General features: G+C 51.1%; 23 protein-coding genes. 21 read left to right on the top strand and 2 right to left on the bottom strand.

All coding sequences use genetic code 11. The annotated features are described in order from the left end of the window. The first annotated feature begins 260 nt into the window (after window positions 1-260). A complete protein-coding gene (locus LAT75_RS05350; protein WP_291481600.1) occupies window positions 261-2,420 on the top strand; it encodes a glycosyltransferase in 2,160 nt (719 codons plus the stop codon). Between the two features lie 39 nt (window positions 2,421-2,459). Here LAT75_RS05350 and tgt read toward each other — a convergent pair whose 3' ends face one another. Beyond that, a complete protein-coding gene (gene tgt, locus LAT75_RS05345) occupies window positions 2,460-3,587 on the bottom strand; it encodes a tRNA guanosine(34) transglycosylase Tgt (RefSeq protein ID WP_291481599.1) in 1,128 nt (375 codons plus the stop codon). Between the two features lie 171 nt (window positions 3,588-3,758). Between tgt and LAT75_RS05340 the strand changes: the two genes are divergently transcribed. The 12 genes from LAT75_RS05340 (at window position 3,759) to LAT75_RS05285 (ending at window position 12,564) form a co-directional block, all read left to right on the top strand. Next, a complete protein-coding gene (locus tag LAT75_RS05340) occupies window positions 3,759-4,022 on the top strand; it encodes a hypothetical protein (RefSeq protein ID WP_291481598.1) in 264 nt (87 codons plus the stop codon). Beyond that, window positions 4,023-5,441 (top strand): sugar transferase, encoded by a 1,419-nt coding sequence (locus LAT75_RS05335; RefSeq protein ID WP_291481597.1) that lies wholly within the window; start codon window positions 4,023-4,025, stop codon window positions 5,439-5,441. 1 nt (window position 5,442) lies between these two features. After that, window positions 5,443-6,174, top strand: a complete 732-nt coding sequence (locus tag LAT75_RS05330) for a polyprenol monophosphomannose synthase (protein ID WP_291481596.1) — start codon at window positions 5,443-5,445, stop codon at window positions 6,172-6,174. 88 nt (window positions 6,175-6,262) lie between these two features. After that, a complete protein-coding gene (locus LAT75_RS05325; RefSeq protein ID WP_291481595.1) occupies window positions 6,263-7,222 on the top strand; it encodes an acetyl-CoA carboxylase carboxyltransferase subunit alpha in 960 nt (319 codons plus the stop codon). Between the two features lie 6 nt (window positions 7,223-7,228). After that, window positions 7,229-7,690, top strand: coding sequence for a thioesterase family protein (locus tag LAT75_RS05320; protein WP_291481594.1), 462 nt, complete (start codon window positions 7,229-7,231; stop codon window positions 7,688-7,690). 1 nt (window position 7,691) lies between these two features. Beyond that, the gene (gene nadC, locus LAT75_RS05315) at window positions 7,692-8,531 is read left to right on the top strand and encodes a carboxylating nicotinate-nucleotide diphosphorylase (protein WP_291481593.1); all 840 of its coding nucleotides are present in this window, start codon (window positions 7,692-7,694) and stop codon (window positions 8,529-8,531) included. Between the two features lie 29 nt (window positions 8,532-8,560). Next, a complete protein-coding gene (locus LAT75_RS05310; RefSeq protein WP_291481592.1) occupies window positions 8,561-9,010 on the top strand; it encodes a DUF2085 domain-containing protein in 450 nt (149 codons plus the stop codon). A 13-nt stretch (window positions 9,011-9,023) separates the two neighbouring features. Beyond that, window positions 9,024-9,551 carry a hypothetical protein gene (locus tag LAT75_RS05305; RefSeq protein ID WP_291481591.1) on the top strand — a complete coding sequence of 176 codons (528 nt, stop codon included), beginning with the start codon at window positions 9,024-9,026 and terminating at the stop codon, window positions 9,549-9,551. Next, entirely contained in the window at window positions 9,552-10,511 is a 960-nt protein-coding gene (locus LAT75_RS05300; protein WP_291481590.1) for a type II CAAX endopeptidase family protein, read from the top strand. Further along, window positions 10,498-10,779, top strand: a complete 282-nt coding sequence (locus LAT75_RS05295; RefSeq protein WP_291481589.1) for a DUF2007 domain-containing protein — start codon at window positions 10,498-10,500, stop codon at window positions 10,777-10,779. Before LAT75_RS05300 ends, LAT75_RS05295 begins: the two co-directional genes overlap by 14 nt. Window positions 10,780-10,832: 53 nt before the next feature. Beyond that, entirely contained in the window at window positions 10,833-11,654 is an 822-nt protein-coding gene (locus LAT75_RS05290) for a phosphatidate cytidylyltransferase (RefSeq protein ID WP_291481588.1), read from the top strand. A 13-nt stretch (window positions 11,655-11,667) separates the two neighbouring features. After that, complete coding sequence (locus LAT75_RS05285) at window positions 11,668-12,564, top strand: TIGR01777 family oxidoreductase (RefSeq protein WP_291481587.1); 897 nt, start codon at window positions 11,668-11,670, stop codon at window positions 12,562-12,564. Between the two features lie 111 nt (window positions 12,565-12,675). On the opposite strand, the gene LAT75_RS05280 is transcribed toward LAT75_RS05285, so the two are convergent. Further along, window positions 12,676-15,258 (bottom strand): hypothetical protein, encoded by a 2,583-nt coding sequence (locus LAT75_RS05280; RefSeq protein ID WP_291481586.1) that lies wholly within the window; start codon window positions 15,256-15,258, stop codon window positions 12,676-12,678. Between the two features lie 310 nt (window positions 15,259-15,568). On the opposite strand from LAT75_RS05280, the gene LAT75_RS05275 reads away from it, so the two are divergent. The 8 genes from LAT75_RS05275 (at window position 15,569) to LAT75_RS05240 (ending at window position 26,511) form a co-directional block, all read left to right on the top strand. Further along, window positions 15,569-17,695, top strand: a complete 2,127-nt coding sequence (locus LAT75_RS05275) for a BatA domain-containing protein (RefSeq protein ID WP_291481585.1) — start codon at window positions 15,569-15,571, stop codon at window positions 17,693-17,695. 37 nt (window positions 17,696-17,732) lie between these two features. Further along, window positions 17,733-18,290 carry a hypothetical protein gene (locus LAT75_RS05270; RefSeq protein ID WP_291481584.1) on the top strand — a complete coding sequence of 186 codons (558 nt, stop codon included), beginning with the start codon at window positions 17,733-17,735 and terminating at the stop codon, window positions 18,288-18,290. A gap of 46 nt (window positions 18,291-18,336) precedes the next feature. Further along, on the top strand, window positions 18,337-19,635 hold the full coding sequence (hflX, locus tag LAT75_RS05265; RefSeq protein WP_291481583.1) for a GTPase HflX: 1,299 nt from the start codon (window positions 18,337-18,339) through the stop codon (window positions 19,633-19,635). Window positions 19,636-19,677: 42 nt separating this feature from the next. Further along, entirely contained in the window at window positions 19,678-20,346 is a 669-nt protein-coding gene (locus tag LAT75_RS05260; protein WP_291481582.1) for a CBS domain-containing protein, read from the top strand. Window positions 20,347-20,516: 170 nt separating this feature from the next. Continuing rightward, a complete protein-coding gene (locus tag LAT75_RS05255; RefSeq protein ID WP_291481581.1) occupies window positions 20,517-23,507 on the top strand; it encodes a tetratricopeptide repeat protein in 2,991 nt (996 codons plus the stop codon). Between the two features lie 11 nt (window positions 23,508-23,518). Continuing rightward, on the top strand, window positions 23,519-24,337 hold the full coding sequence (locus LAT75_RS05250) for a class I SAM-dependent methyltransferase (RefSeq protein WP_291481580.1): 819 nt from the start codon (window positions 23,519-23,521) through the stop codon (window positions 24,335-24,337). Between the two features lie 162 nt (window positions 24,338-24,499). Then, entirely contained in the window at window positions 24,500-25,807 is a 1,308-nt protein-coding gene (gene aroA, locus LAT75_RS05245; protein WP_291481579.1) for a 3-phosphoshikimate 1-carboxyvinyltransferase, read from the top strand. A gap of 272 nt (window positions 25,808-26,079) precedes the next feature. Next, window positions 26,080-26,511 (top strand): Hsp20/alpha crystallin family protein, encoded by a 432-nt coding sequence (locus LAT75_RS05240; protein ID WP_291481578.1) that lies wholly within the window; start codon window positions 26,080-26,082, stop codon window positions 26,509-26,511. The last annotated feature ends 23 nt before the right edge of the window (window positions 26,512-26,534 follow it).

Raw genomic sequence — 26,534 nt, 5'->3', positions numbered from 1 at the left:
TAAGCTCCCCAGCGCCAATGGTACTGCATCCGCGGAAGAGTAGGTCGCCGCCTCATCATCCTTTCTCTATACAACAAAAAGCTCTGTCCCTAATATCCGGTACAGAGCTTTTTTTGTGAAAAGAAGTTATCATCACTCAGAATAATCCTGTATTCCTTCTTAACAAACGATACCTCGTTGGTAATTTGTTATCGCTTCCTTGTATCTTAAAGCCGCTCACACCTGAAACATGGTATATTAAGCACATACTGTTTTAATTTATGAATGCGCAGGATACTGCATCACCCGGTCTTGATTCTGTTGATATTTCTGTTGTCGTTGTTAACTACAATGTCAAAGAATATCTGTCAAATCTGCTGCATTCAGTTTATAAAGCACAGCATCAGTTCAGTCTGGAAATATTTGTTGTAGATAATTTCAGCAGCGATGGTTCAGTTGAATTTCTCAGAGAACGTTTTCCGCAGGTCGCTTATATCGAAAACCGGGAAAATAAGGGTTTTGGAAAAGCAAACAATCAGGCAATCAGGCAGGCCAAAGGCAAATACACCCTTTTAGTAAATCCGGATGTGCTGATTGGCGAAGATACGCTTCAGGTGCTTTATGATTTTATGGAATCCAGCCCTGAAACCGGAGCGAGCGGCTGTAAAATTCTGAATCCTGACGGTACATTTGCCCCGGAATCAAGGCGCTCCATCCCTACGCCTATGAACGCCATGTACAAAGTGCTTGGGCTTTCAAAGATATTCCCCAATCATCCGAGATTTGCATCCTATTACATGGGCGGGCGTGATGAGAATGAAGCTTCAGACATCGAAGTGTTGTCAGGGTCGTTTATGTTTTTTCGCACGGATGTACTGCAAAAGCTTGACGGTTTTGATGAACGCTTTTTTATGTACGGCGAAGACATTGATCTGTGCTACCGCACGATTAAAGAAGGCTACAGTATCCGTTATATCCCTGAAACGAGCATCATCCATTATAAAGGGGAAAGCACGAAGAAGGAGAATCTCCGGTATATTATCACCTTCAATAAAGTGCTGTATCAGTTTTTTGAAAAACACTACAGCTACGGCTATAGTATTTTTTTCAAATATTTCATCCTGATTGGGGTCATCTTCAAATCAGCAGCTTCCTATATTTTTTCGCTGTTCAACCGCACCTTAAGACCGGTGGCGGATCTGCTGACCCTGAATCTCGTTATGGTGGGGTTCTTCCTGTATCGGTATGATATCGCCCCGGTTGAAATCTTAGACGCTTACAAACCTGTCTTTCTGAGTGTAAACCTGCTTCATTCTTTGGTTTACCTGGGGTTTGCCAAATACTACGGACTCTACAGCCGCAACCAGCACTCCTGGAGTCATGTGATTAAAGCGCTGCTCTTTTCTTTGTTCACGGTAGCGAGCATCACCTTTTTCTTTCGGGATATTGCCTTTTCCAGGCTCATATTGCTTGCTACTACTTTGGTGTTGCTGTTATTACTTCCATCGTTCAGGCTGCTTGCCGCTCGCTTTTTTTATAAGGGTTCATCAGCCAAAGACCGTTTGCAGGCGGTGCGGGTGCTTGTTGCAGGAATGGGTGAACACACGGAGTCGGCCATCAGGAAAATCCGGGCTGAGGTGGACTGGAACTACAATATTATCGGGCTTGTAACCCAGCGTCAGGATGAGCCGCTTCAAACCATAGAAGATGTGCCTGTGCTCGGGCATATTTCGCAGCTACCCGAAATGGTAAAAAATTACCGTGCCGATCAGGTGATTTTCATGCTGGAAAAAATCACCCATCTGGATGTGCTGCGATCCCTGAGCCTGCTGCGCGATTCAGCGGTTGTGTGTAAGGTTGTGCCGGGTTCTCTTGATTACATCATCGGTAAATCAAATGTGGAGTATTTTGATGATGTTCCGGTGGTTGATCTCGAGCTGCCTTCCCTGAATGCATGGAACCGGCTGATCAAACGTGTCTTTGATTTTTCGCTTTCTGCGTTATTTCTGGCAGTTATGGCGCCTGTCTGGGTTTTTCTCAGGGTTCAGGCTTCCCTCAGCAAAACATCTCAGGAAACCGTCAATCTGTTTATCGATTCCTCTACTTCACAAAATGTCCGTTTTTTTACGCCCTATGAGAATAACCGGCTGCTCAATACCATTGAATTTATGCGGAAGGTTTTTTCCGGTGAGTTCAGTTTGGTTGGGGCTCCGATTCTGAGGGAGAGGCAGGGCAGTTTTGTGTATTATAAGCCCGGACTTACCGGCCTCAGGCAGCTGAATGAAGACCGCCTTTTCCGCGATGACGAAAAGCAGCGTCAGGAGCTGCATTATCTGCAAAGCTATTCAATATGGAAGGATTTTGAGATCCTGTTCAAATATCTCACAGGGAAGCACAAACATTTCAGTGCCTATCTGTCGGGCAGTTCCGAAGGATCCTGAATGAATAAGTTCACTCAGGATCCTTCAGGCCGGGATCATTTATAAGCGCGTTGTTACACGTTCGATCATGGGTTTGTACCAGCTGTGAAAGGTTCCGGCAGCAAGCTGTTCCCTGATTTCTGCCATCAGCCAGAGGTAGAAGGTCAGGTTTTGGAGGGATGCAAGGGTCATGCCTAAAATCTCGTTGCAGCGAACCAAATGATGCAGATAGGCCATGGTGTACTTGCTGCTGAAGTCTGTCGGGAAGCTCTCATCCAAAACCTCGTGATGGTTTTTCCATTTTGCGTTGCGCAGGTTCACAATGCCGTTGCGGGTAAAAACGGTGCCGTTTCGGGCGTTGCGGGTAGGCATCACACAGTCAAACATGTCAACCCCACGGGCAACACCGTGAATAAGATCAGCCGGGGTACCTACGCCCATCAGGTAGCGGGCTTTTTCGGCGGGAAGAAAGTCTGTGATGTGATCCGTCATTTCATACATCAGTTCGTTGGGTTCGCCTACGCTGAGGCCGCCGATGGCATTTCCGTCAAAATCCAGTTCAGCGATGGCTTCAGCTGATGCCTGCCGCAGATCTTTATAGGTGCTGCCCTGCGCGATGCCAAATAAAAACTGCCGGTGACCGTACAGGGGCTCGCTCTCGTCGAAGGCTTTTTTGCAGCGCGCCGCCCAGCGGTGTGTGAGTTTCATGGAGTTGAGGGCGTACTCGTAAGTTGACGGATAGGGGGGGCACTCATCAAGCACCATCATAATATCCGAGCCCAGAACGCGCTCGGTTTCAACCACACTTTCCGGGGTGAACTGATGCTTTGAACCATCAAGGTGGCTTTTGAAGGTAACCCCTCTTTCCTCAAGTTTGCGGTTGCCGGAGAGTGAAAACACCTGATAGCCGCCCGAATCGGTAAGGATGGGTCTGTCCCATTTCATGAACTGATGCAGGCCGCCGGCTTCACGCATGATGCTGTTGCCGGGCCGCAGGTAGAGGTGATAGGTGTTGCCCAGAATAATCTGCGCCTTCACCTGATCAACAAGCTGCTGCTGCTCCACCGCTTTTACGGTTGCAAGCGTGCCGACCGGCATGAAAATGGGCGTCTCGATAATACCGTGATCGGTAGTAAGCCGGCCGAGCCGGGCTTTTGTTTTTGAGTCGTTGCTTAGAAGTTGAAACACTTTACTCTGTAATTCCTTATTTTCAGCGGTTCAAAAAAGGTCTAAGTTAAGCAAGATTCTGCGGAATGGCGGTCTGTTTTTCCATGAAGCCTAAATTTAGCCAAGCCGGAATTAAGGTTACCTGATCTTAATTCAGCGTTGCAGAGCATAATCCTGAAGTGATCTTTTTTGATGTTTTACCGTTTCACTACTCATTCCATAAAAACAACTATTCAGCTGGTGTACGAAAACACGCAATATCTGAATCAGATTGAGGTTAGCACCGAAGTGTTTCCGGCACGGTCGCAGCTGCTTTCTGCCTGCCTGTTGGGAGCAGGCACGGCTGAGGTCCTGTTTTCGGGTATTCAACCGCGCTGTGGCAGTTTCTCTGATTCCATGATCTGCCGTGAATCGGGTAACCGGCCAACATCACACATTAATAAATCGGATTGCTGATTGGAACGCCGTAAAGACGTACTGATAACCCTGCTTGGGGATGCTATTGCCGTTGCCCTGGCCTGGTTCTGTTTTTATTACCTTCGCTTTGAGCTTCAGTGGTTTGGTGAAAATCAGACCGTTGCTCCGGCACTGGTCATTTTGCCGGGTTTGATCATTACCCTGTATTGGATCGCCATGTTTGCGTTTTTTGGACTCTACAAACGCCTTTATCTGGCATCCCGGTTTGATGAAATTCTCAGGGTAGCCAAAATCAGCATCATCGGAATCCTCGTTTTCTTTTTCCTGCTGTTTACGGACGACCTCAACTGGAACCCTCAGAACATCTCACAGGCAAAAAACCTGACGCTGGTGTACTGGCTGCTCATTTTCGGGCTGGTATCCGTAAACCGGCTGCTTGTGCGCACCATTCAGAAGTATGCGGTTTCGAAGGGGTACGGGCTGCATAAGGCCGTCATTATTGGCGTAGGTGAAACGGCCAAAGAAGTGTATGCCGATATTATGCGCCATAAAACAACCGGGCTTGATGTGGCCGGTTTTATTGATGCTTCCCGCCAAACTAAAGACGAAGACATCAAAATTGACCGCAGCCTGCTGCTGGGTAAAGTGCAGCAGCTCAACAAAATCATCAGTGAGCATCAGATTGAAGACGTTATCGTGGCCGTTGAGCCCGTAAACCGGGATAAACTGATAACCATACTCGACCTGATTGATAAGCCCAGCATTTCCGTGAAGCTCATCCCCGATTTTTATCAGATTATAAGCGGGATGAACAAGACGAATCAGATTTTTGGCCTGCCGCTTATTGAAGTGATGCCCGACCCCATGCCTGCGTGGGAGAAGTCGGTGAAGCGCCTGATGGATATCGTGCTTTCAGTCGTAATTCTGGTTATCAGTGCGCCCGTCATGATGGTTGTTGCCCTGCTGATCCGCTTTACCGATCCCGGGCCGGTAATTTTTGCGCAGGAGCGGGTCGGTCTTTTCGGGCGTCCGTTTGTGATGTATAAATTCCGGAGCATGTTTGTAAATGCCGAAGCCAAAACCGGTCCGACCTGGGCAACGGAAAACGACCCCCGCATTACGCCGGTTGGCTACTGGCTGCGCAAACTCCGCCTCGATGAGCTGCCGCAGCTTTGGAATGTACTCAAGGGGGATATGTCCCTCGTAGGTCCGCGGCCCGAGCGCGAGCATTTCGTGAAGCAGTTCAAGGCGCAGATTCCGCTTTATGCGCGCCGGCTTCGGGTACGGCCCGGCATTACCGGGTGGGCACAGGTGAAGTGGAAGTACGATGAAACTTTTGATGATGTGAAGGAAAAGACCAAGTACGACTTGTTTTATGTGGAGAATATTTCTCTCAAGATGGACATCAAAATCCTCATAAATACCATCGCAACCATGCTTGCCGGGAAGGGACAGTGAGATGAGCACTTCCGACACCATAGTCGTAATTCCGACTTACGAAGAGGCCGAAAATGTGAGCCGGCTTATCCCCCGCATGATGAAGCTGCCGCGGGCGGTGCATCTTTTATTTGTGGATGACAACTCCCCCGACGACACCCGCCGCATTATCCGGGAAGAAGCAGCCAAATACCCCGGGCGTATTCACCTGCTTGAGCGGGAGTACAAGCAGGGGCTGGGCTCGGCTTATGTGGCCGGCTTTCAGTTTGCGCTGGCCCGTAACTATAGCTTTATCTGTGAGATGGATGCCGACCTCTCCCACGATCCAGACGATGTGCCCCGCCTGGTTGAAGCCGTCGAAAGCGGACTGGGGGATGTCGTTATCGGTTCCCGCTATCACAACGGCATCAGCATCATCAACTGGCCGCTGAGCCGGCTCATTTTGTCGTACTCGGCCAACGTGTACGCCCGCTGGGTTACGGGGCTGCCCGTGCAGGATACCACAGCAGGCTTCAAATGCTTCCATCGCTGCGTTCTCGAAGCCATTTCGCTCGAGCGCATCAAATCAAACGGCTACTCTTTTCAGATTGAGCTGCACTACCGCGCCTGGAAAGCCGGATTTAAAGTGAGCGAACTTTCCATTATATTTCGTGACCGTGCCTTCGGGCAGTCAAAAATTTCCAAATCTATAATTTTTGAGGCTGTCTGGATGGTTTGGGCGCTCAAACTCCGCCATCTCATTAACAGGCTCTGAAGCGGCCCTTTCAGCACGAACCGTTTATACCGTGAAGAAAAGCCATTGCGCAACCATGCAACTATCTTCCCTTAAAACAGAATTTTTTATGAATTACCTTGATTTTGAAAAACCCATTGCTGACCTCGAAAAGAAAATCGAAGAGCTGAACGCCATCCGCATTCCGGAAAACGACGTGCTTCGTCCGGAAATCGAACGGTTGCAGCAGCGGGTTCATGAGCTGCGCGTTTCTATTTTTTCGAACCTCACACCCTGGCAAAAGGTGCAGCTCGCGCGCCATCCCGAGCGGCCCTACACGCTGGATTACATCTATAAAATTTGTGAGCATTTCACCGAACTTCACGGCGACCGCAAAATGAGCGACGACAAAGCCGTAGTTGGCGGTTTCGCAACTATCGACGGGATTTCGGTGATGATTATCGGTCAGCAGAAAGGCCGGGATACCAAAAGCCGGCAGTACCGCAATTTCGGGATGTCGAACCCGGAAGGCTACCGCAAGGCGCTCCGGCTGATGAAACTGGCCGAGAAATTCGACATTCCCGTAATCACCCTGCTCGATACGCCCGGCGCATTCCCCGGGCTTGAGGCAGAGGAGCGGGGGCAGGCTGAGGCTATTGCCGAAAACCTGCGTGAAATGGCCGTGCTTAAAGTGCCTATCGTTACAGTTGTAATTGGTGAAGGCGCAAGCGGCGGGGCACTGGGCATCGGTATGGGCAATGAAGTGTACATGATGGAAAACACCTGGTACTCGGTAATTTCGCCGGAGTCATGCTCTTCCATCCTCTGGAAGACCTGGGAATACAAAGAGCAGGCCGCTGAAGCCCTCAAGCTCACGGCAACAGACCTGATGAATCTCAAAATTATTGACGGCATTATTCCCGAGCCGGTTGGCGGCGCACACCGCGACTACGACGGAGCCGCTGCGGCACTTAAAAAGCAGTTGCTCGAAAGCCTTCGCCGCCTCAAAAAAATGTCAGCTCAGGAGCTTGTGGATCAGCGGATCGACAAGTACTCCAACATGGGCGTTGTTGATGAAACCGGAGCATAGCACCGCATGAAGTCAGATCCGTTTACAGAAAAAAAAGAACCTCTGTATGTTTATGAGCTGAAACTGCGCAGCCGCTATGCCGAAACCGACAAAATGGGCTATGTGTACCATGGCCGGTTTTTGGAGTACTTCGAGCAGGCCCGCACCGAAATGATCCGTGAGGCGGGCATTTCGTATCTCAATCTGGAAGAGATGGGGGTGATGCTGCCCGTAGCGCATGTTTCAATCGATTACAAAAGGCCGGTTTTTTATGACGAGCTTATCACCATCCGCGTGCTGATTTTCGAAGAACCATCAACACGGCTCAATACCTGGTACGAAGTTGTTGGTGAAGACGGCAAAACGCGGCTTACCGCCCATGTGGTGCTCGTGTTTGTAAGTGAGGAAAACCGCCGCCCGTGTCCGCCACCGGCCGCTTTCACTGAAGGGATGCTGTCGCTCATGCAAGAATACGCCAAACAGCACTGACATGAATGCACTTGTAGAAGCCATCGTTGACCTTGCCCTCCGCGAAGATATCGGAAAGGGCGATGTTACGACTCAGGCCGTATTTACGGGCAATGAGCAGGCGGAGGCTTATTTTGTTGCCAAAGAAGGGGGCGTGCTTGCCGGCAACGAGCTGGCCGCATTTATCGCCGGTCGCGTTGATCCGGCTATACAGTTCCGCATCCTTGTGGAAGACGGCACGGAAGTAAACCGCGGAGACTTGCTCGCTGAAATTAAAGGTCCGGCGGGCTCTGTGCTCACCGCTGAACGCACCTGCCTTAACTTCATGCAGCGGATGAGCGGCATTGCCACCAAAACCCGCCGTTTTGCCGCTGCCCTTGAAGGCACCCAAACCCGGCTGCTCGATACCCGCAAAACCATGCCGGGGCAGCGCTGGCTCGATAAATGGGCCGTGCGCTTAGGCGGCGGCACCAATCACCGTTTCTGCCTTGATGATATGTACCTCATTAAGGAGAACCATATCACCGTGGCAGGCGGTGTACGGGAGGCGCTCGAAGCCTGTGCGCGGCATCGTGCGCACAACGGCGGCAGCCAGAAAATTGAAATCGAAGTAGTGGAGCAATCCCAGATTGAAACGGCACTTGCAACGGGGCTTGCAGACATCATCCTGCTCGACAACATGAACCTCGAAGAACTCCGGGATGCAGTGAAACTCATCAGCGGCGCGGCCCAAACAGAGGCCTCCGGAAACATGACGCTCGAACGCCTGCCGGCTGTTGCAGCAACCGGGGTCGATTTCATCTCGGTCGGCAGCATCACACATTCCGTGCACGCCCTCGATATTTCCCTGCTTTTCGAATAAATCTGCCGGCGACAATCGCTGAACTGCCTATGCCAAGCCTCAATCAGACGCAAAGCCTGCTACTGCTGCTCTTCGCATCCGGTTTTTTATTGCTTACGGCAACCGGCTTTGTGTTTGCCGATGCCGGCTGGCTTCATCAGCTGAGCCATGAGGCCTTCCGAAACCTTTGCCATCAGCAGGCTGATCGAAGCTTTGCTATCGACGGAAAGATTACTGCCGTCTGCACAAGATGTCTCGGAATTTATGCCGGCTTTTTTTCTGCAGCGCTGATGGGTACATTGGCACCTAAAACGTTTCGCATCACCCTTAAAGCCTCGCTTCTGGTTGCCGGCCTTGCTTTTTTTCTGAACACAGCCGATGTAACCGGTAACTTTTTAGGATGGTGGACGAATACCGGCCCGAGCCGATTTGCAGCCGGTCTGTTTGCCGGAGCAAGCCTCATCCTCATAATTTTTACTGCGGTTAAACCGAAATCTTAGTTTAATTTTTTATATGGAAATACGTGAACCCAATCCTTTTTTTGAATCTGCGGCCCTGAATGGTGCAGGCCTTGCCCTTGCGGCTTCACTCGTTTTGTACGGATCGATGCTGATTCTGCCCGGCTTTAGCGGCATCATCTTCGGCTGCCTGGGGTGCTGCGGCCTGCTGTTTGCACCGGGTCTGGTAACCGTGCGGCAGCACATCGCTGCTTATGGTGAAAATATCGAGCTGGGCCGCGGTTCCGTAATCGGATTTACAGCCGGGCTTGTTTTCGGTATCGTATTCAATTTTATGGAAGTAGTCTGGGGCTTCTTCGGCATCAACACAGCGGCTCTGTTTCTGGATACAATTACCGCATTTATTGAAGAACACGGCGATCCTGAGGCGCTTGACAACATCGAAGAAATGCGCAGACAGCAGGAAGAATCCGGATTCTCTGTTTTTGGCCTGCTGTTTAGTGTGGTGATAATGGGCACGGTAAACCTGATCAGCGGTATGGCCGGTACCGCCATTTTTAAGAAAAAAGAAGGAGCTCTCTAAATGGAGCCATCAAAGGAAACCAAGCCGGAGTTTAATCCCTACATCGTACAGGTGCGTCAGCCCTGGTTTAAGCGCAACGGCTTCCCGGACTGGCTGGTTGCTTTCATGTGGATTTTTGTTGCCTTTCTGATCTTTCAGGTGGTTGGCGGTGTTGTTGCAATTGTGGGTATCGTACTTACGCAGGGCCTTGATGGCTTTGATATGGAAGCCCTCGGCGAAAACATGGGGCTGCTGATAGCCGGAAACTCGGCGGGACAGGTGGTGGGGCTGCTGCTTGCAACGCTGCTCGTCGCCCGGCTTTCCTTTTCCAAATCGAAATACCGCGATGCCATGCGGCTCAAAATGCCTGCCAATGCCGGTTTCACCTTCCTGGTTGCAACCCTGCTGGTAGTGGCCGTTCAGCCGTTCATCTGGTTTCTGGGATGGGCCAATCAGCTGGTACCGCTGCCTGATTTCATCGTTCAGATGGAAGACGCGCAGGTGCAGATGATTGAAGGGCTGCTTACCGGGTCATTCGCGCTCTGGTTTTTGGTGCTCAATATTGGTCTGGTACCGGCGGTTTGTGAAGAGGTGATGTTCCGCTCCTACCTGCACCGCCTGTTCGAAAACGCCTACGGCATCCTGGGTGCACTTCTGGTAACCGGCCTCGTTTTCGGACTCTTCCACCTCAGGCTTTCACAGCTCATCCCTCTTACATTTATCGGGATCATGCTGGGCTGGATGACCGTTAAAAGCGGCTCCGTTTACCCGGCTATGCTCATGCACTTCATCCACAATTCGGGTACGGTAACAGCAGTTCACAGCAACCCTGAACTGCTGGAAGTTGCCGAAGCGAGTATGCTTCCACCCCTGTGGCTCGTTGCTTCAAGTTTGATTCTTACCGTTTATTTGGTTTATTTGTATGGTAAGCGATCAGAATTTTCCATCTTTCAAAAGGAGCAACCCTATGTTCGGCAATGATCCAAAACCATCAGAGATTAAAGACTGGACCTGTGTTTTTGATACCAACCAGGAGTTTGAAGCAGAAATGATGAAAAACTTCCTCGACGACAGGGGTTTTGAGGCGCAGATTCTTTCCAAAAAAGATTCTGCGTATTCTGTAAATCACTCACAGCTTTCACTGCTGTATGTATATGTGCCTGACGATAAAGCTGATGATGCCCGTGCCGCAATCCGTGAATTTGAAGACGGTGAACTCATTGATGAATTTCCCGACGGGGAAGATTAATCAGCATTGTTTTTCTTCATAACTTTAGGTGTAACTGAAACAGGGGGTTAGGCTTGTCTGAGTTAACAAAACGAATAATACTGGCTTTGGTGGCTGCCCCCTTGTTTATGGGCGTTGTTTGGCTGGGCGGCTGGTCTTTTAAAGCCATGATGATTGCCATCGCCATTATTATTCAATGGGAAATGGCAGGCATGTTCAACGAGGGCGGCACCCGGCCAAGCAGGCCGTTTATGTACGCTATAGGTCTGTGGGTGATGCTCATTCCGTATGTGCCCAATGCGTATCTGGCAGGTCTTGCCCTCTTTTTACTGCTTATTCTTTCCGAAATTGTAAGAGGCCCTGACCGTTCATACAGTTCATTGGTTCACACCATTTTTTGCGGGCTTTATGCGCCCTTAGGCATTATGACCCTGCTTCTCTTGCGGGACCGCATCTTTCCGGAAGAGCCTGTGGCTGGGTTTGTAATTACAGCCTCTGTCGTGATGATGGTTTGGGGAAATGATGTTTTTGCATACTTTACCGGCAAGAATTTTGGCAAACACCTGCTGGCACCTAAAATAAGCCCTAAAAAGACCTGGGAAGGGTTCGCCGGAGGTTTTGTCGGTGCTTTGGCCGGTGTAGCATTCGTATTTGCACTGGCAAAACCGGAGTTTATTTCTTTTGTTTTAATGATTCCTGCCGTAATTCTGGTTTCGGTTTTCGGGCCGGTTGGGGATCTTGCTGCAAGTAAGCTCAAAAGGATGTACGATACCAAAGATTCCTCCAATATTTTACCCGGGCACGGGGGATTTTTTGACCGTTTTGATGCGTTACTGTTAGCGGCGCCAGCCGTTTTTTTCTATCTGGAAATACTTCGTATTTCCGGCATCATCTGAATCGGGGTAAACAATGCATATTTCTATAACCGGCGGTACCGGTCTCGTAGGTACAGCCTTAGTCAGTTTTTTGCTGGAACAGGGGCATGAGGTTACCATTTTCACCCGGAATCCTGGCAAACACAGCAAAAATCATCAAAAAGCGCATCTTGCTTCTTATGAAAATCTGCCCGCTGTAATCGAAGAGTCTGACGCGGTGGTAAATCTGGCAGGTGAAAACTTATTTGACCAGCGTTGGAATGAAGTCGTGAAATCCCGCATCCTCAAAAGCCGCGTTAAAACAACGCGCGCTGTTGTATGTGCGATTGGTGAGGCCTCAAGAAAACCGCAGGTTCTGATTTCGGCCTCAGCTGTAGGCTACTATGGCTCAAGAGGCGATACCGTGCTCGACGAAAGCAGTTCTGCCGGAGACGACTTCCTTGCCCGCGTTTGCCTTCAGTGGGAGGAAGAGGCTGATGAAGTACGAAAACATGGCGTACGGCTTGCCATACCAAGAATCGGAATTGTACTCGATAAATCTGGCGGTGCGCTGGAGAAAATGAAACAGCCTTTCAGCATGTTTATAGGCGGTCCTCTTGGTAACGGAAGTCAGTTTTTCCCGTGGGTCCATGTTGAGGATGTGTGTCGTGCCATTTATTTCGCCATTTCAGACGAACAGCTGCACGGGGCATTTAACTTATCAGCCCCGGATCCCATTACCATGAAAGAATTCGCCCAGCAGCTTGGCAGTGTGATGGGCCGGCCTTCATTGTTCCCCGTTCCGGAATTTGCCCTCCGGCTTGTAGTAGGCGATGCTGCCGAAGCACTGGTCGCAAGCCAGCGTACTGTACCCCGAAAGCTGCACGACGCCGGTTTCCAGTTTACTTACCCCAACGTGTATAAAGCCTTAAACCAGCTTTTGGAGTCCTGATATCAGTGCTGTTTATATAAAAAAAAGGGGGTGACGGATTTATGACCGTCACCCCTTTTTTTATCGCGAAATAGATCTGCTGCCAGATATGAGCAGCTTTTTTTTGAAGCTTTAGTTACGTATAGCCCAGCTGCTTACGCCATTGCTTGTACCTGCGATGATGTTAGTGAGGCCGTCTGAGCCAAGTCTCGCTGTTGAAGGGTGCCTCACAGAAGTAGCAGGCAGCCCCTGATAAGCAGCCCCGGTTTCGATGGTCCACGCAAACATGCGGCCAAACTGGGCAGTAACAATAATTTCAGGGCGGCCGTCACGGTTCAGGTCTTCAATAGTTACTGGTGAGGAGGTATCAATAGGCCGGCCTACCGATCGGTTGAAGCGAAGCCTCCCCTGAAGATCATAGAGGAAAACAGAGCTCCCGCTCTGAATGCTAATAAGCTGCTGCATCTCTGTTTGCGGATTTGAGGATGAGCTCTGATTGCCGCCGTTTTCTTCGGGAGTTTCCAGTACAGGCACCCGAAGGTTACGGATAATTCCGGCACTCACATTACCTGATGCAACTTCAATGGATCGTACCTGATACACGGCATCTGAAGGGGTACTGCTGCCGTCGCCGGGCTGACTCAGCTCAGCCAGGAATGATTCTCCTTTCGAGATAGCGTATAACCGCCCGTTTTGTCCGCCGGTAAACAGCTGGTTCTGATGCAGTACCGGTGAACCATAGAGGGGGGCATCTGTAAAAACCGGGAATCCTTCCCGCAGGTTGCCGTCCTGATTCCAGGCAAAAACAGCATTTCCGGCCTGTGCAATGAGGGCGTGACGCCCGTCCAGCTGGGCAAAAACAGGCTGATGCCCGATAGTAGTGTTGGTGGTTTGCGGCCAGCCGCTGATGTTAATGCCGCGCCCGCTGAGCACGTGCAGCTTGCGGTCGCGTGTAGCAACGACGGCTTCAGGAAGCCCGCTCCGGCTGATGTCTTCAATCAGCAGAGGGCTCGTAATTTCCTCTTCCAGCTCGAAAGGGAAGTTGGGGAGCAGCTGCCCGCGGTTGTTCCATCCGTATATTTTGTTACCGGCAGCAATGAGCACTGCGGTCTGATTGTTAGCGTACCAGTCGTAGAGTACAGGAGAGCCTATCGGGCGGTCATCGTTGGTAGATGCTGTAAAGATCTCGGTGCCGTCTGCGGCAAGAGCTACAACACGGTTGGCTGTAGTGGCAAAAACAATGTCGTTACGACTGCTCTGCTGCAGTTTTCCAACGGTTACAGGTCCGGTAAGTTCACCCCGGGTAACAGGGAAGAACCAGCGGTCCACAAACGGCAGAGATTGCCGCTCAACCTGCTGCAGGCGCGTTTCGAGTCGTATTTCATCCCGTTCCTGAACTACGGAGAGGCTGAGCAGGTCGAAGTAATTCAGGTAGGTAAGCGCGTTCGAAACCGGATCGGTATAGGGCTCAATAAAGGAGCGGAAATTGCTGTTATCGGCGTAAAAATAAGCACTCATCCGCTCGGGGTGATCCCTTTTCCGGCTCAGGTAGTCATCATCAAAAAACAAAACCCTGCGGCGGTTAATGTCGGTAGAAATGCGCTGAATTAGCCCGGTTCGTGGTGCCAGAACGATCACATCATTCAGAATTCCGACCGAAAACGCCTCATAAGGAGTGAGAGGGCCGCCAAGCAGCTGTGCCAGTTTGCGGCTTCGGAAGGAGTAAAAGTTTCCGGCCCGCACACCCAGACCGTCGGTTACGAGGCGGTCGAATTCATTGCGCAGCGAACTGCGGTCGCTGATCAGGCGCAGCCAGGCCGTTTCTTCAAGAGGAGAAAAGCCCAGGGTATAAAATCCTGCAAATGCAGCCTGCTCCCCGAGGGTGGAAGAAATGGCGGAAACGAGCTGCGGGCGGGCAGTAAGATGGCGGTCGAGATCAGTATCGTCAGTTTGCTCAGCTGATTCACTGAAACGACCGATACGTTCTGCCTGAAACATGCCGAAAACGGCAGCATCACGCGGTATGTAGCGGTCCATACGCAGGGTGACAGGCGGGGTGGCCAGGGTTTGTACAAACGCAGAACGGGGCGTGCTAAGCGGTATGCGCGACGTCAGCTCAATAGTTAGCCTGCCACCGCCGGAGTTTTGTACACGTAGGGCGGCGGGCTGCAGCCCCTGAAATCCGCCTTCAATAAGCGGCCTGAAAATGGGCCGCCCGAGTTGCATGGCAAAAGCATCCGATGCGGGAAAGTTCACATACACGGATGCCGACTGAGCCGGAGGCTGCCCGCCGTCGAAAACCATTGCTGACAGCCTGCCTGTGTAGCTTTTTACAGATTCCTCCAGTGCCCGGCTGTTGGGTGATACAATAATGGTGCTGCCGAGTTGTGATAAAAACCAGACATCACCGTTGGCAAGAAACAGACGGTACACGCGGGTACCGTTGAAACGGTAGCTGTTTTGGGTGAATGGCCTGCTGAAGTAAGAGGCCAGGTTCGGGCCCGATATGCCGCCCTGCATCAGCCATACCGGTGCCTGCGAACTTGCTGCAGCCGGACTCAGAATGAGTGCCTTAACCTGCAGCGCTGCGCCGGCAGCGGCGTTGAGTTCATCGAAACTGGTGAGATTTGGCAGCGCAGTTTCCCTCAGAAAACCTGCTGCATCACCGTTCAGCGCATCCTGAGGGCTGGTATTTTCATCAAAAACATAAACCATCACAGCAGTTTCCGGAACCGCAGCTGACCAATGCTGATCAGAAAGCCTGCCGCACGAATTTAGTACAGTTAACAGAATTACGAGCAAAAAAAGGAATGGAACGGGTGATGAGACCGGTGGATTAACCAACATGTTAAAAGGATGAATTAATTTTGATAATGAAGCGGATGAAATTTGGCTGTTCGTTGTTTTTAGTATCTTCAAAACGTGTTCCCGTTCGTTCTGTTCTGTAATTACAGGGTTGAACCCTGCCTGGTTTTCAGGGTTTTTCCGGTTTCTCTGGTTGCTGCCTAAATTAATATTTTTCTGCATGAGTTTTCTTACCCCTCTTTATTTACTTGGCCTGCTGGCAATTGCCATACCGCTTATTCTGCACCTGATAAATTTCCGGAAACCGAAGAAGCAGGTTTTTTCGACGCTTGTTTTTTTTAAGCGGCTGCAGAAAAGCTCAATTAAACAGCTTAAGCTCAAGAAACGCATTTTACTGGCTATTCGTATCGCGGCCATTATGCTTCTTGCAGCTGCCCTTGCCCGCCCTATGCTCTCACCCGGATCTGTGCTGAGTTTCAGCAGCGGTTCTGTGCTGTACCTCATTTTGCTTGAAAACGGCCCGGGAATGACACAAATTGACGAGCGGGGCCCGCTCATGGAAACGGCAGCAGCAGCAGCAGGCCGCCTGATTGACGCTGCATCAGCTGAAGACCGCTTTCTCATCTACAATACCCACGGCGAGCTGCTCATGGCTGAAGAAATGAGTCAGGCGCAGGCACGCCGGCTGCTGGAACAGCTCGAACCGGTGAATGCCGGCAATTTTACGGGTCAGCGCCTGGAGCAGCTCATCCGGCGGGCCGGCATTACCGACCGTGAAAACCGAAGTGCCTATTACATCGGCCGGGGGGCAGACGATCTGGCCACGCAGCTTCAGGAGCTGAGCATTGAGCCGCAGTTCAGTCTTAATCTGATGCCCTTTAACACTATTCTCACCGGTGAGCAGCCCGCCGCCAATGCGGGCATTACGGGCATTAGCAGCCGCAGTCAGATTGCCGCAGGCGGGCGCCCGCTTACTATTGATGTGGAAGTTACTAATTACGCAGAACGGCCTGTTATCAACTATTTTTTATCGCTTGAAAGCATGGGGGAAATCGCCGGGCAGTATCAGATCAACCTCGAGCCCATGCAAACGGGTATGTGGTCGTTTGAGGTTATCCCGCCCGAATCGGGTTCCTTTTCGGGCCGGGCCGTTTTGGAAGGCGATCCGATCGGCTTCGATAACACCCGCTACTTTGCTTTCGAACTGCCGAAAACCCGTTCCGTTCTCATTGTTAACGAGTCCCGGCCGGGAAGTCAGGCAGTATCCTGGCTGAAGCCTGTTTTCGAAGCAGCACAGCGTACTGCTGGCCGTGTTGAGGTGCAGCGTACGGGCTGGGACGGCTTCACACAGGCCATGCAGAATACACCTGATGCCATCATGCTTGAAGGAGTATCAGATATCCCCGAGTTTACCTGGCCTGATCTGCTCACCTTTGTACAGCAGGGGGGCGGGCTCATCATTTTTCCGGGTGAAGCGGGCAGTCCGGAGCGCATCAACCGTTTTCTGGAACGTGTAAATGCAGGTCGTTTCACCGGCATTTTGGGAGACCCGGGCCGTTTTCGCAGCGTAGCACAGCTCGGTATGATTGTAAGGGGACACCCTGTACTCGATGATATTTTTGACGTCACCGATGAAGAAGATGTGCGTATTGAGCTTCCCAATATATTCCATTACTGGCGCTATAGCGTAGCCGGAGGGAGTGCGGCTCAGCAAATACTGCGCACAAGTTTAGGCGATCCGCTTTTGGTGCAGCACAATCTGGGAGAAGGAAGGCTGTTCGTATCGGCAATAAACACAAGCCCCGAATGGTCAGCTTTTTCGGTGAATCCGCTTTTTGCACCGTTTTTTTACCGGCTCGGGCTGTATGCCGCTTCAGGTGAGCGGGGCGGGCTTAATACCTTCCGGCTTGGAGAAACTTTTGAATGGCACACCCGAAGTGAGTTTAATCAGGCTTCCATCACCATAGGAGATCAGGTACTTGTGCCTGAAATTGCAACGCAGGGCAGAGGGGTACGCCTGATAGCCGAAACAGACAGCTGGAAGCCGGGGATTGCGCGCATAGCGTCCGGAAACGACACGCTTGAGGTAGCAGTAAACCAGCGTACAACAGAGTCAGACCTCAGAACGTTAGGCAGGGAAGCTGTTAACAGTTTGTTTTCGGCACACTTTCCGAATGTTCGTGTAACTGAACTCAGAAGCGGCGATACAAACCTTGCCGGACAAATCGGAACTGCCAGAACAGGCCGCGAAATTTGGAATTGGTTTGTTTTAATAGGATTTATTTTATTACTATCAGAAAGTCTGGTAACGAAAAAGTTTTCGGGAGAACCCTCCGATGCCGTTTAGCGAATATTCAGCTCAGCTGTATTTTTTACTCACATCCGTGCTGATTTTTTTCAGCATAGCTTCTTTTTTTCTGTCTGCGTTTACACTCAGCAATGCATGGCGGCTCAGAAACGTGCGCCTGAGCTGGAATACCGGCCGTTTTTTCGGATTCCCTCTCTTTGCCACGCTTTTTATGTGCCTTTCTCTGGCGCTGGGTGCTATTGCATGGTATAATGGCATGAGCGATCATTACTTTGTGGCAGGCCTGTACACCTTTCTGGCATTTAACTGGATGGTAGCAAGCTATTTTATGTCAAGAAGGTACATTACCGATCACGGAATTATGAAAAATATCAATGATCCGTCTCAGACGGTTGCCTGGCATGAAGTACACGATTTTGCTGAGAATGAAGTACAGGATGGCATGGCTTTTGTGTTCATCTATAAACGAACATCAGAATACTTCGAGCTTGCTCAGTTTAACCGGCTTGAAGTTACGGTACCTGCTGAAAAAGCCGGTGAGCTGCGGAAAATTCTGAATCATAAGCTGGGCCGCCGGTTCAGATACACCCTCACTGATGAAAGTATTCTCAATAAAATCAACATCAAACCCTGATCTGTTCCGGGCCCGGGTTTAGCCAAACATTCTTAATACCACTTATTTGAGCTTTACAGAAGACCAAAAAAAAGGCAGTCAACCTGAAAAAGTTCTGATTGCCGGGCTTTACGGAGCCCACGTGCCGCAGCAAAAAGCCGAAGAATATCTTGAAGAACTGCAAATGCTCGTTAACACAGCAGGGGGAGATGTTGTGCATAAAGTGCTGCAAAACCGGGATAAGCCGGATGTTGGTACCTATGTAGGCCGGGGCAAGCTTCAGGAAATCGCATCTGTTGCGAACGAAAAGCAGGCCAATATGATCATTTTTGATGATGATCTTTCCCCTACCCAAGCCCGGAATATCGAAAGGGAAACCAAGCTCAAAATTCTCGACCGAAGCGGGCTTATTCTCGATATTTTTGCTTCGCGGGCACAAACTGCGGCGGCCAAAACACAGGTAGAACTGGCACAGCTTCAGTACATCCTGCCAAGGCTTACCCGGTTCTGGACACACCTTTCCAGGCAATCAGGCGGAATCGGTACCAAAGGCCCCGGCGAAACACAGATTGAAACTGACCGCCGGATTATCGGCAAGCGGATTTCCGTACTCAAAGAAAAGCTCGGGAAACTCGATCAGCAGCGTAAAACGCAGCGAAAAGGCCGTGAAAGTATTATGCGCATTGCGCTGGTAGGCTATACAAACGTGGGAAAATCATCGCTGCTGAATGCCCTTACAAATACCTCCGTGCTGGCAGAAAACAAGCTGTTTGCCACCCTCGATTCTACCGTCAGGCGGTTTGAAACCGGCAGTACTGCTGTGCTGCTCTCCGATACTGTAGGCTTCATCCGGAAGCTTCCCCACCACCTTGTGGATAGTTTCAAATCAACTCTTGATGAAATCAGAGAGGCGGATGTGTTGCTTCACGTAATGGACGCTTCCTCGCCCTCCGTACTTGAGTACAAAGCTGTAGTAGATGAAACCCTTAAGGGCATAGAAAGCGACCATAAACCGACCCTGCTCGTATTCAATAAAACCGATGCGGTTAAAGATGCAGAGGTTCTGGCTGGTTTGCGCAGGGAATACCCGGATGCCGTTTTTATCTCTGCGAGTCGCGGAATCGGGCTTTCTGATCTGCAGCAAATCATCGAACAGCAGGCTTTGACTGACTATGTGAAAGCAGAGATGAACATCTCCCTTCAAAATTTTAAGGCCATCAGTTTTATTTTTGATGCTGCAGAAGTGTTTTTTAAGAAGTATCATGATGAGTACATTGAAATCAGCTTCCGCATCCGAAAGGACAAACTTGCAAGGCTTGAAGAAATGCTGGAACCGAACGATTTGATTTCTCCCGAGTTTGTATAGTTGAACCGCTTCTTTTAAGGCTCATTTTTTATTTCCGGTATTATGTTTATCCATGAAATTTTAAATCCCCTGTACGAACCGCTCAGGGCTTCCAACTCCGTGGAAGACGGCCTCATGGCCATGGGGGTACAGCACTGCGACGTGCTGCCCGTAGTGGATTACACCACCGGAAAACTGCTCGGAACCGTTGAGCGTGCAGATATCCTGAGCGAGAAAGACCGCCATCAAACCATTTTTCCGAAAATCAGACGCAAACCCTGCACGCTTTATCCCAATACGCACATCTCGGATGCCTGCCGGCAGATGTCTGAAGCCAATAGCCGGGCGGCCGTAGTGTCTGATGATCAGGAGTCATATCTGGGGTTTGTGCTCCGAAACGAGATTGACGCTGCACTTATCAGGCTGCTTAACCCTGATTTTAAAGGGGCAACCATTATGGTTGAAATGGAACCGGCTGATTATTGCCTCACCGACCTTGTGCGCCTTACAGAGCTTGAAGGAGGGAAAATTCTGAGCATTGGCGTTGAGCCCGCTGCTTCCGGAACGGATCGATTCAGGGTTTCCATAAAGCTGAATACCGATGATATTGATCCCATTTTAAGAGTGCTGAACCGCTATGGATTCATCATCACCTCCAAATCAAAAGAAACTGAAACCGATGATGACCTGCACGACCGGGCGGATCAGTTTATGAGGTTTCTCAGCATTTAAGGTCTTCACAGAAGTAGCCTTCGTTTTTTTACCTGCCCGCATATGAGGCAACGCCTGCAAACGTTTAGCTGAAGGGCGAAGCAAGTTAGTTGTACCGCTGTTTTGCAAAGCCGCTGCAACAAACGTTATATTTGCCCATTCACCTCATTCAACCTTTAGTAAGGCAGATTTTGGATTCTCTGAATCGCGTTTTTTTGGTCACTTTATTGGGCTGTGCCGTATTCTTTGCTCCGGTTTGGGTAAGTGCACAGCATCATCAGCTTCCTGCTCAGGAAGCACTCTCAACAGGCATCACCCTCTACGAAAACGGTCAGTTTGAGCAGGCTATTTCCTTTTTTGACCGCTTCATAGCTCATCCTGATACCGATCAGCAGTTCAAAACGGCCCGATATTACACGGCCCTGGCTCAGGCGGCGCTCGATCCTGACCGCACGCTGCTTTTTTTCGACAGTTTTATAACAGACTTTCCTAACAGTGCCGAAGCGGGGAACCTGTACGCTGACCTCGGACACCGGAATTTTCAGGACGGAAGTTTTCGGCAGGCTTCGGTTTTTTATGAGCGCGCACTCGCTCTGAACCTGCCCGCTCCTTTTGAACGGCAGGTGCTCTACTGGAATGCGCAGACCCACGTTGAGCTCTCTGACTTTGAGCGTGCGCACTATTTCCTTGAGCAAATCCACACAAAGCATCAGAATACAGAAAGTGCCGCGGAGGCTCTGTTCACCCGCGGCCGGCTGTATCTCGACAGCGAAGAATATGAGCTTGCTGCCGAAATGTTCGAACTGCTTAGGCGCGGTTATCCGCTTGCTGCTGTTACCGAAGGTGTTGGAACGGCACTTGGTGAAGCCTATTACCGGCAGGGGCGTTTCGAAGAAGCCGTAAACTCCTTGCGTACTGCCTACCCGAGGTTAAACCGCGAGCAGCAGTCAAAAGCAGCTATGATTATGGCTGAAAGCTTCAGCTATCTGGGTGATCTTGAAAGCGCTTCAACCTGGTACCGTACGTACATACGCCTGAATGAAGGGGGGGATGTGCGCCTTGCTCATTACGGGCTGGGCTGGGTATTTCACCGGCAGCAGGTTTTTCACTGGGCAGCAGATTCTTTCAACCGGGCCGTTTCAACTGCTGACGACGACCTTTCCCGGCGTGCTCTTTACTATAAGGCCGTTAACCACAAACTCAGCGGCCGGTACGATCTGGCTGTCCAAACCTTTGAAACCTTCGCAAACCGCTTCAGCACAGGGCCCTGGGTTGAGCAGGCTTATTTCGAGTGGGCACTCATCCTTGCAGAAATTGGAGATCATGTGTCTGCCATTGAGCGCTTGCTGTATGTAGTGCGTAACCTGCAGCCGCTTCAAAAACCAGGCGAGGTTTACAGCCTGCTCGGTGAAGCCTACTTTGCCAACGCCGAATACCGCCGCGCAATCGAAGCCTTTCAGCAGGCTGAAGCGGCAGGTACCGTAACCCCGGAAGTGCAGCTTCAGGCAAGGTTTCAGAGGGGGTGGGTGCTGTTCCGCAACCGCGCCTGGGATGAAGCACAGCCTGTTTTTGAAAGCGTCTTTCAGGCTACCCCAACTTCCGACCTCGGCAGCGAAGCATTGTTCTGGAGCGCCGACAGCTATTTCAATATGGAAGAGTTCGGCCCCGCAGCGATTCGCTTTGCCCGTTACATCAGGGAGTTCCCCAACGGTGAATTTGCCGCCGCCGCCCGCTACTCTCTGGGCTGGAGTTATTTTATGATGGGTGATTTTGAGCAGGCCATTCCGCCCCTGATGGCTTTTCTGGATAATTTTAGTCAGCCCGATATTGCCGTTTTCCCATACGATATTGATGCTCAGCTCCGGATTGCTGACGCCAAGTTTGCCCTCCGCCGCTTTGATGATGCCATCGCATTTTATGAAAGATCACTCGCATTCGATCGAAGTGCCGATTATGCGACGTATCAGATTGCAACAAGCTTCTACCGGGATGAGCGCACTTTCGAAGCCGTGCGCACCTTTCGGGAACTCATCGAAGATTTCCCGCAAAGTCCGTTCCGTGAGCAGGCGCAGTACAGTATAGGCTACATCTACCTGCTTTCCGGAAACTACACACAGGCCGCTGAGGAATTCGGGCATGTGATACGCCGCTTTCCTCGCTCCCAATGGGCACCGCGGGCACAGTTCAATATTGGAAATGCTTACTTTAACGCGCAGGAATTTGAGCAGGCTATTGCAGCCTATCAGCGGGTTCTTGAGCGTTTCCCCCAAAGCGATCTGATTATTGAAGCGGTAAACGGCATTCAGTTTGCGCAACAGTCAGCCGGTATGCCTGATACGAGCAACGATATTCTGGAAGCATTTCTGGCCGGAAATCCGCAGGCAGGCACTGCTGATCAGCTGCGCTTCCGGCAGGCGCTTTCATTACTGGAAACGGCTGACTACGAAGAAGCCATCACCTCTTTCCGTCAGTACATCCGCATTACCAACAACGAGCGGCGTATACCCGAGGCGCTTCTCCGCATAGCCGAAGCGCACCGGGCTTTGGGACAGACCGAAAAGGCTAAGGAAGCCTACCGGACCATCACCGACGAGTACACCAATGCCCGTGAAAGTGATGTAGCCCTGCTCGAGCTTGGAAACCTCTACCTGGAAGGCGGGGAATTCAACAGTGCGCGCCAGACTTTCAGCATGCTGCTGGAGGGAAGCAGAAGAATGCAGTTTGAAGCCAACGTAGGCCTTGGCAAGGCTGCACTCGGCCTTGGGCAGGTATCGGAGGCGCAGGCCCGTTTTGAAGCCGCATCGCGGCTCAGCGGCAATCAGGCACTGGTTAAACTTGGTCTTGGCAGGGTAGCCTATGCGCAGCAGGATTTCCGCAAGGCAGCCGAAATTTTTAAAGAGGTATCTGACAGCAATACGGGGGAAGCCGGTGCGGAAGCACAGTTCAGGCATGCGCTCTCGTTGCAGCGGCAGAACCTGCACACCGATGCCCTGCGGGAATTCGGGAATGTGCGCATCTTCTTTGGCGCCTACACCAGCTGGGTAGCTGAAGCCATGCTCGGTGCCATCACCTCAAACCTGGCAGTTGGAAACAGAACCGAAGCCGAACAGATCGGCCGAATCATCCGGGAAGAGTACCCCGGAAGCAGCTATGCACAGCGCGCACAAACCCTGCTGCGCTGAGCGGCGTCTGAGTGAATACTTTACCCGACCCGGATTCACACTCGGCATTAAAACCCGATGTAGCTGCACATAACCGCATGGTCTGGGATCGGTATGTGGCTGAACAGAACCGCTGGACTGTGCCCGTTAGCGGTGAGCAAATAAGGCAAGCCCGTACAGACCTTCCGAAGGTGCTGCTCACGCCGGTTAAGTTTGCGCCGCACAACTGGTTTCCGGAACTGAATGGTTGCCGTGTTCTGGGGCTTGCCGCCGCCGGCGGACAGCAGGGGCCGCTGCTTGCGGCCGCGGGCGCAGCAGTCACCATTTTTGATAATTCCGAAAATCAGCTGCGTCAGGATCGCAGGCTGAGCGACAAGTACGGGCTTGGCATCAAAACCATTCAGGGTGATATGGCAGATCTCTCCGCACTCCCTGACGCATGGTTTGATCTTATTTTTAACCCCTGTTCGGTGGTTTTTACTGAGGATGTGAACAAGGTTTGGCAGCAGTGCTTTCGGGTGCTGAAACCCGGCGGTGTTCTCATGGCCGGCATGGTAAATCCGGTAATTTTCCAGTTTGAGCCGGAAGGGCCGCCGTTTAAACTGACGTACCCGCAGCCGTATTCTGATTTGAAAAGCCTTTCACATGAAAAGCTGAACGCCTTGCTTTTGGCTCAGGAGACGCTCGAATTCGGGCACAGCCTCACAGATCAGATTGGCGGACAGCTGAAAGCGGGGTTTGTGATTACTGATTTTTATGAGGATGACAGGGGAGGGGAGAAAGCCCTTGATACATACCTGCCTTCTTTTTTTGCAACAAGAGCTGTCAGGAAAATGGCTGCAGGCATTTAAGACGGGTATTTTGGTATGATGGTTAAGCGGCTTAAATTCAGACGGGCGGCAATACACGCTCTGCCCCTTGTTTTTTATGCAGCTGAAACAAGCAAATCATAGCTTGATGTTCTCATACAGAAACTGACGCTCAGCGATTTTGAAAATGTAAACTCAATACCCATGAACAAAACTGTAGAACCGGCAAAATGCCTGAGGGGCGAAATAACGGACCTTCCCGCGGATAAATCTATCGCACACCGGGCCGCTTTGTTTGCTACCCTTGCCAGGGGGGAATCCGTTATCCGCAATTTTTCCGAAGCTGCCGACCCGCAAAGTACGCTTCAGTGCCTGCGCGATCTTGGGGTGCCGGTCGAAACAGACGGAAACACCATTGTGATCCGTGCCAAAGGCCGTAAGACCTTCTCCCCGATAAAATCTGAAATCGATTGCGGTAATTCCGGCACAACCATGCGGCTGCTTAGCGGGATGGTTGCCGGCGCAGGCCTGCCGGTAACGCTCACTGGCGATGCGTCGCTCTCCTCACGACCCATGAAGCGGATCACAGAGCCTTTGGGGCTCATGGGGGCCGAAATTGAAACCGCTGAAGGCAACCGCGCGCCCATTCTTTTCCGCCCGCACAAAGGCCTGCATGCTATCGATTATCCGCTGCCGATGCCCAGCGCTCAGGTGAAATCCTGTGTGCTGCTTGCCGGGCTGTTTGCCGACGGCGAGACCCGCGTTACGGAAAAACTTCCAAGTCGGGACCATACCGAACGCATGCTCGGCCTTGAGATGGATTTCAATGCTGATGGTACCCGTGTGTTAAAATCATCGCGGGAATTTGAAGTTCGGCCTCAGCACCTTACCGTTCCCAACGATATCTCGGCAGCTGCCTTTTGGATGGTAGCAGCATCCGTTATTCCCGGCTCTGAAATTGTGCTGCGCGGCGTAGGTGTAAATCCTTCCAGAAGTGCCGTAATCAGCATATTACAACGAATGGGTGCCGATATTCGCGTAACGCTTCCTCCAAATATGCAGGCCTCGCAAGCTGTGGGTGAGCCGGTAGCAGACATCACTATAAAAAGTGCACAGCTGCGGCCGGTAAGTTTGCTGGAAACTGAAATTCCGAATGCAATCGACGAAATTCCCGTGCTCGCTGTAGCGATGGGTTTTGCCAGGGGGAAATCGGAGGTGCGCAATGCTTCTGAACTCCGGGCTAAGGAATGCGACCGCATAGCTGCCGTCGCAGAAATGCTTCGCAAAGCAGGTATTAAAGTTGTTGAGTACAAAGACGGCTTTGAGGTGATCGGGGGCGGAGCCGGACCATGTGAACCGGCCGAGCACGCATCGTTTCACGATCATCGTATCGCAATGGCATCATCCATACTTGCTCTGAAAGGCAGCGGCCCTTCCGTAATCACCGGAGCTGACTGTACAGCCATTTCTTACCCTCACTTTTACCGCGACCTGAGCCTGCTTGCCGACTGACACCGGTATCCCGACACCCTTGGGAAAAGCCCTGTGCAGCTTGCCGGGGCTTTTTTTACGGGCAGTATTTGCGGATAAATGGCAGAAACGGCAGGCTAATTTACCCAGCCTCTGCGATCTGGCCGCAGCATTGTCACCTTCGTTTTGATTTGGAGGCAAAAGTGACAGGCTCAAAAAAACATTTGACAATACGACAGCCCGCCCGTTGAGCCTGTTTTTTGGCACTATGTTTGTTGAATGAGCACAAACTTCAACCTAAATGAGGATGCAAAGTGTCTCAGTTTAACTTTAAAGAGCTGGAAAAGCGGCTTCATGAGCTTGGCAAAGACGTTCATGATTTTGCCGGCAGCATCGGGCTAACTTCTGCTGCTCAGGATCGTGGCTTCAAACCACGGCTTGATGCCGTAGCGGACCCCAATACGCTCACTTTATATGTGGATCTGCCCGGCATGGAGAAGGAAGATGTGAAAGTTTCACTTGCGGGCAATGCGCTCACCATATCCGGTTCGCGACAGATTTCCTATAGCACCAATCAGGAAGTGCTCAGGCAGGAACGCAGTACCGGATCTTTCACCCGTTCCTTTTCAATGCCCGGCAATGCAAAGCCCTCAGGCATTAAAGCCGCTTTTAGAAACGGAGTGCTCACGGTTACGGTGCCGCTCGAAGCTGAAACACCTGAATCCGATACGATTATCATTGAATAAACAAACCACCTAAACTCACGAAT

Origin of the sequence: Cyclonatronum sp. (genome assembly GCF_022565315.1) — a bacterium.
Classification (GTDB): Bacteria; Bacteroidota; Rhodothermia; order Balneolales; family Cyclonatronaceae; genus Cyclonatronum.
This window is presented reverse-complemented; position numbering and strand designations above follow the sequence as displayed.

Bases quoted from the DNA above. Each gene is read 5' to 3' on its own strand.
- LAT75_RS05280 (WP_291481586.1), bottom strand. From the start codon at position 15,258: ATGGTTTATGTTTTTGATGAAAATACCAGCCCTCAGGATGCGCTGAAC.
- aroA (WP_291481579.1), top strand. From the start codon at position 24,500: ATGAACAAAACTGTAGAACCGGCAAAATGCCTGAGGGGCGAAATAACG.
- LAT75_RS05320 (WP_291481594.1), top strand. From the start codon at position 7,229: ATGAAGTCAGATCCGTTTACAGAAAAAAAAGAACCTCTGTATGTTTAT.
- LAT75_RS05350 (WP_291481600.1), top strand. From the start codon at position 261: ATGAATGCGCAGGATACTGCATCACCCGGTCTTGATTCTGTTGATATT.
- LAT75_RS05285 (WP_291481587.1), top strand. From the start codon at position 11,668: ATGCATATTTCTATAACCGGCGGTACCGGTCTCGTAGGTACAGCCTTA.
- LAT75_RS05305 (WP_291481591.1), top strand. From the start codon at position 9,024: ATGGAAATACGTGAACCCAATCCTTTTTTTGAATCTGCGGCCCTGAAT.
- LAT75_RS05310 (WP_291481592.1), top strand. From the start codon at position 8,561: ATGCCAAGCCTCAATCAGACGCAAAGCCTGCTACTGCTGCTCTTCGCA.
- LAT75_RS05275 (WP_291481585.1), top strand. From the start codon at position 15,569: ATGAGTTTTCTTACCCCTCTTTATTTACTTGGCCTGCTGGCAATTGCC.
- LAT75_RS05325 (WP_291481595.1), top strand. From the start codon at position 6,263: ATGAATTACCTTGATTTTGAAAAACCCATTGCTGACCTCGAAAAGAAA.
- LAT75_RS05300 (WP_291481590.1), top strand. From the start codon at position 9,552: ATGGAGCCATCAAAGGAAACCAAGCCGGAGTTTAATCCCTACATCGTA.
- LAT75_RS05340 (WP_291481598.1), top strand. From the start codon at position 3,759: ATGTTTTACCGTTTCACTACTCATTCCATAAAAACAACTATTCAGCTG.
- LAT75_RS05330 (WP_291481596.1), top strand. From the start codon at position 5,443: ATGAGCACTTCCGACACCATAGTCGTAATTCCGACTTACGAAGAGGCC.
- LAT75_RS05295 (WP_291481589.1), top strand. From the start codon at position 10,498: ATGTTCGGCAATGATCCAAAACCATCAGAGATTAAAGACTGGACCTGT.
- nadC (WP_291481593.1), top strand. From the start codon at position 7,692: ATGAATGCACTTGTAGAAGCCATCGTTGACCTTGCCCTCCGCGAAGAT.
- LAT75_RS05260 (WP_291481582.1), top strand. From the start codon at position 19,678: ATGTTTATCCATGAAATTTTAAATCCCCTGTACGAACCGCTCAGGGCT.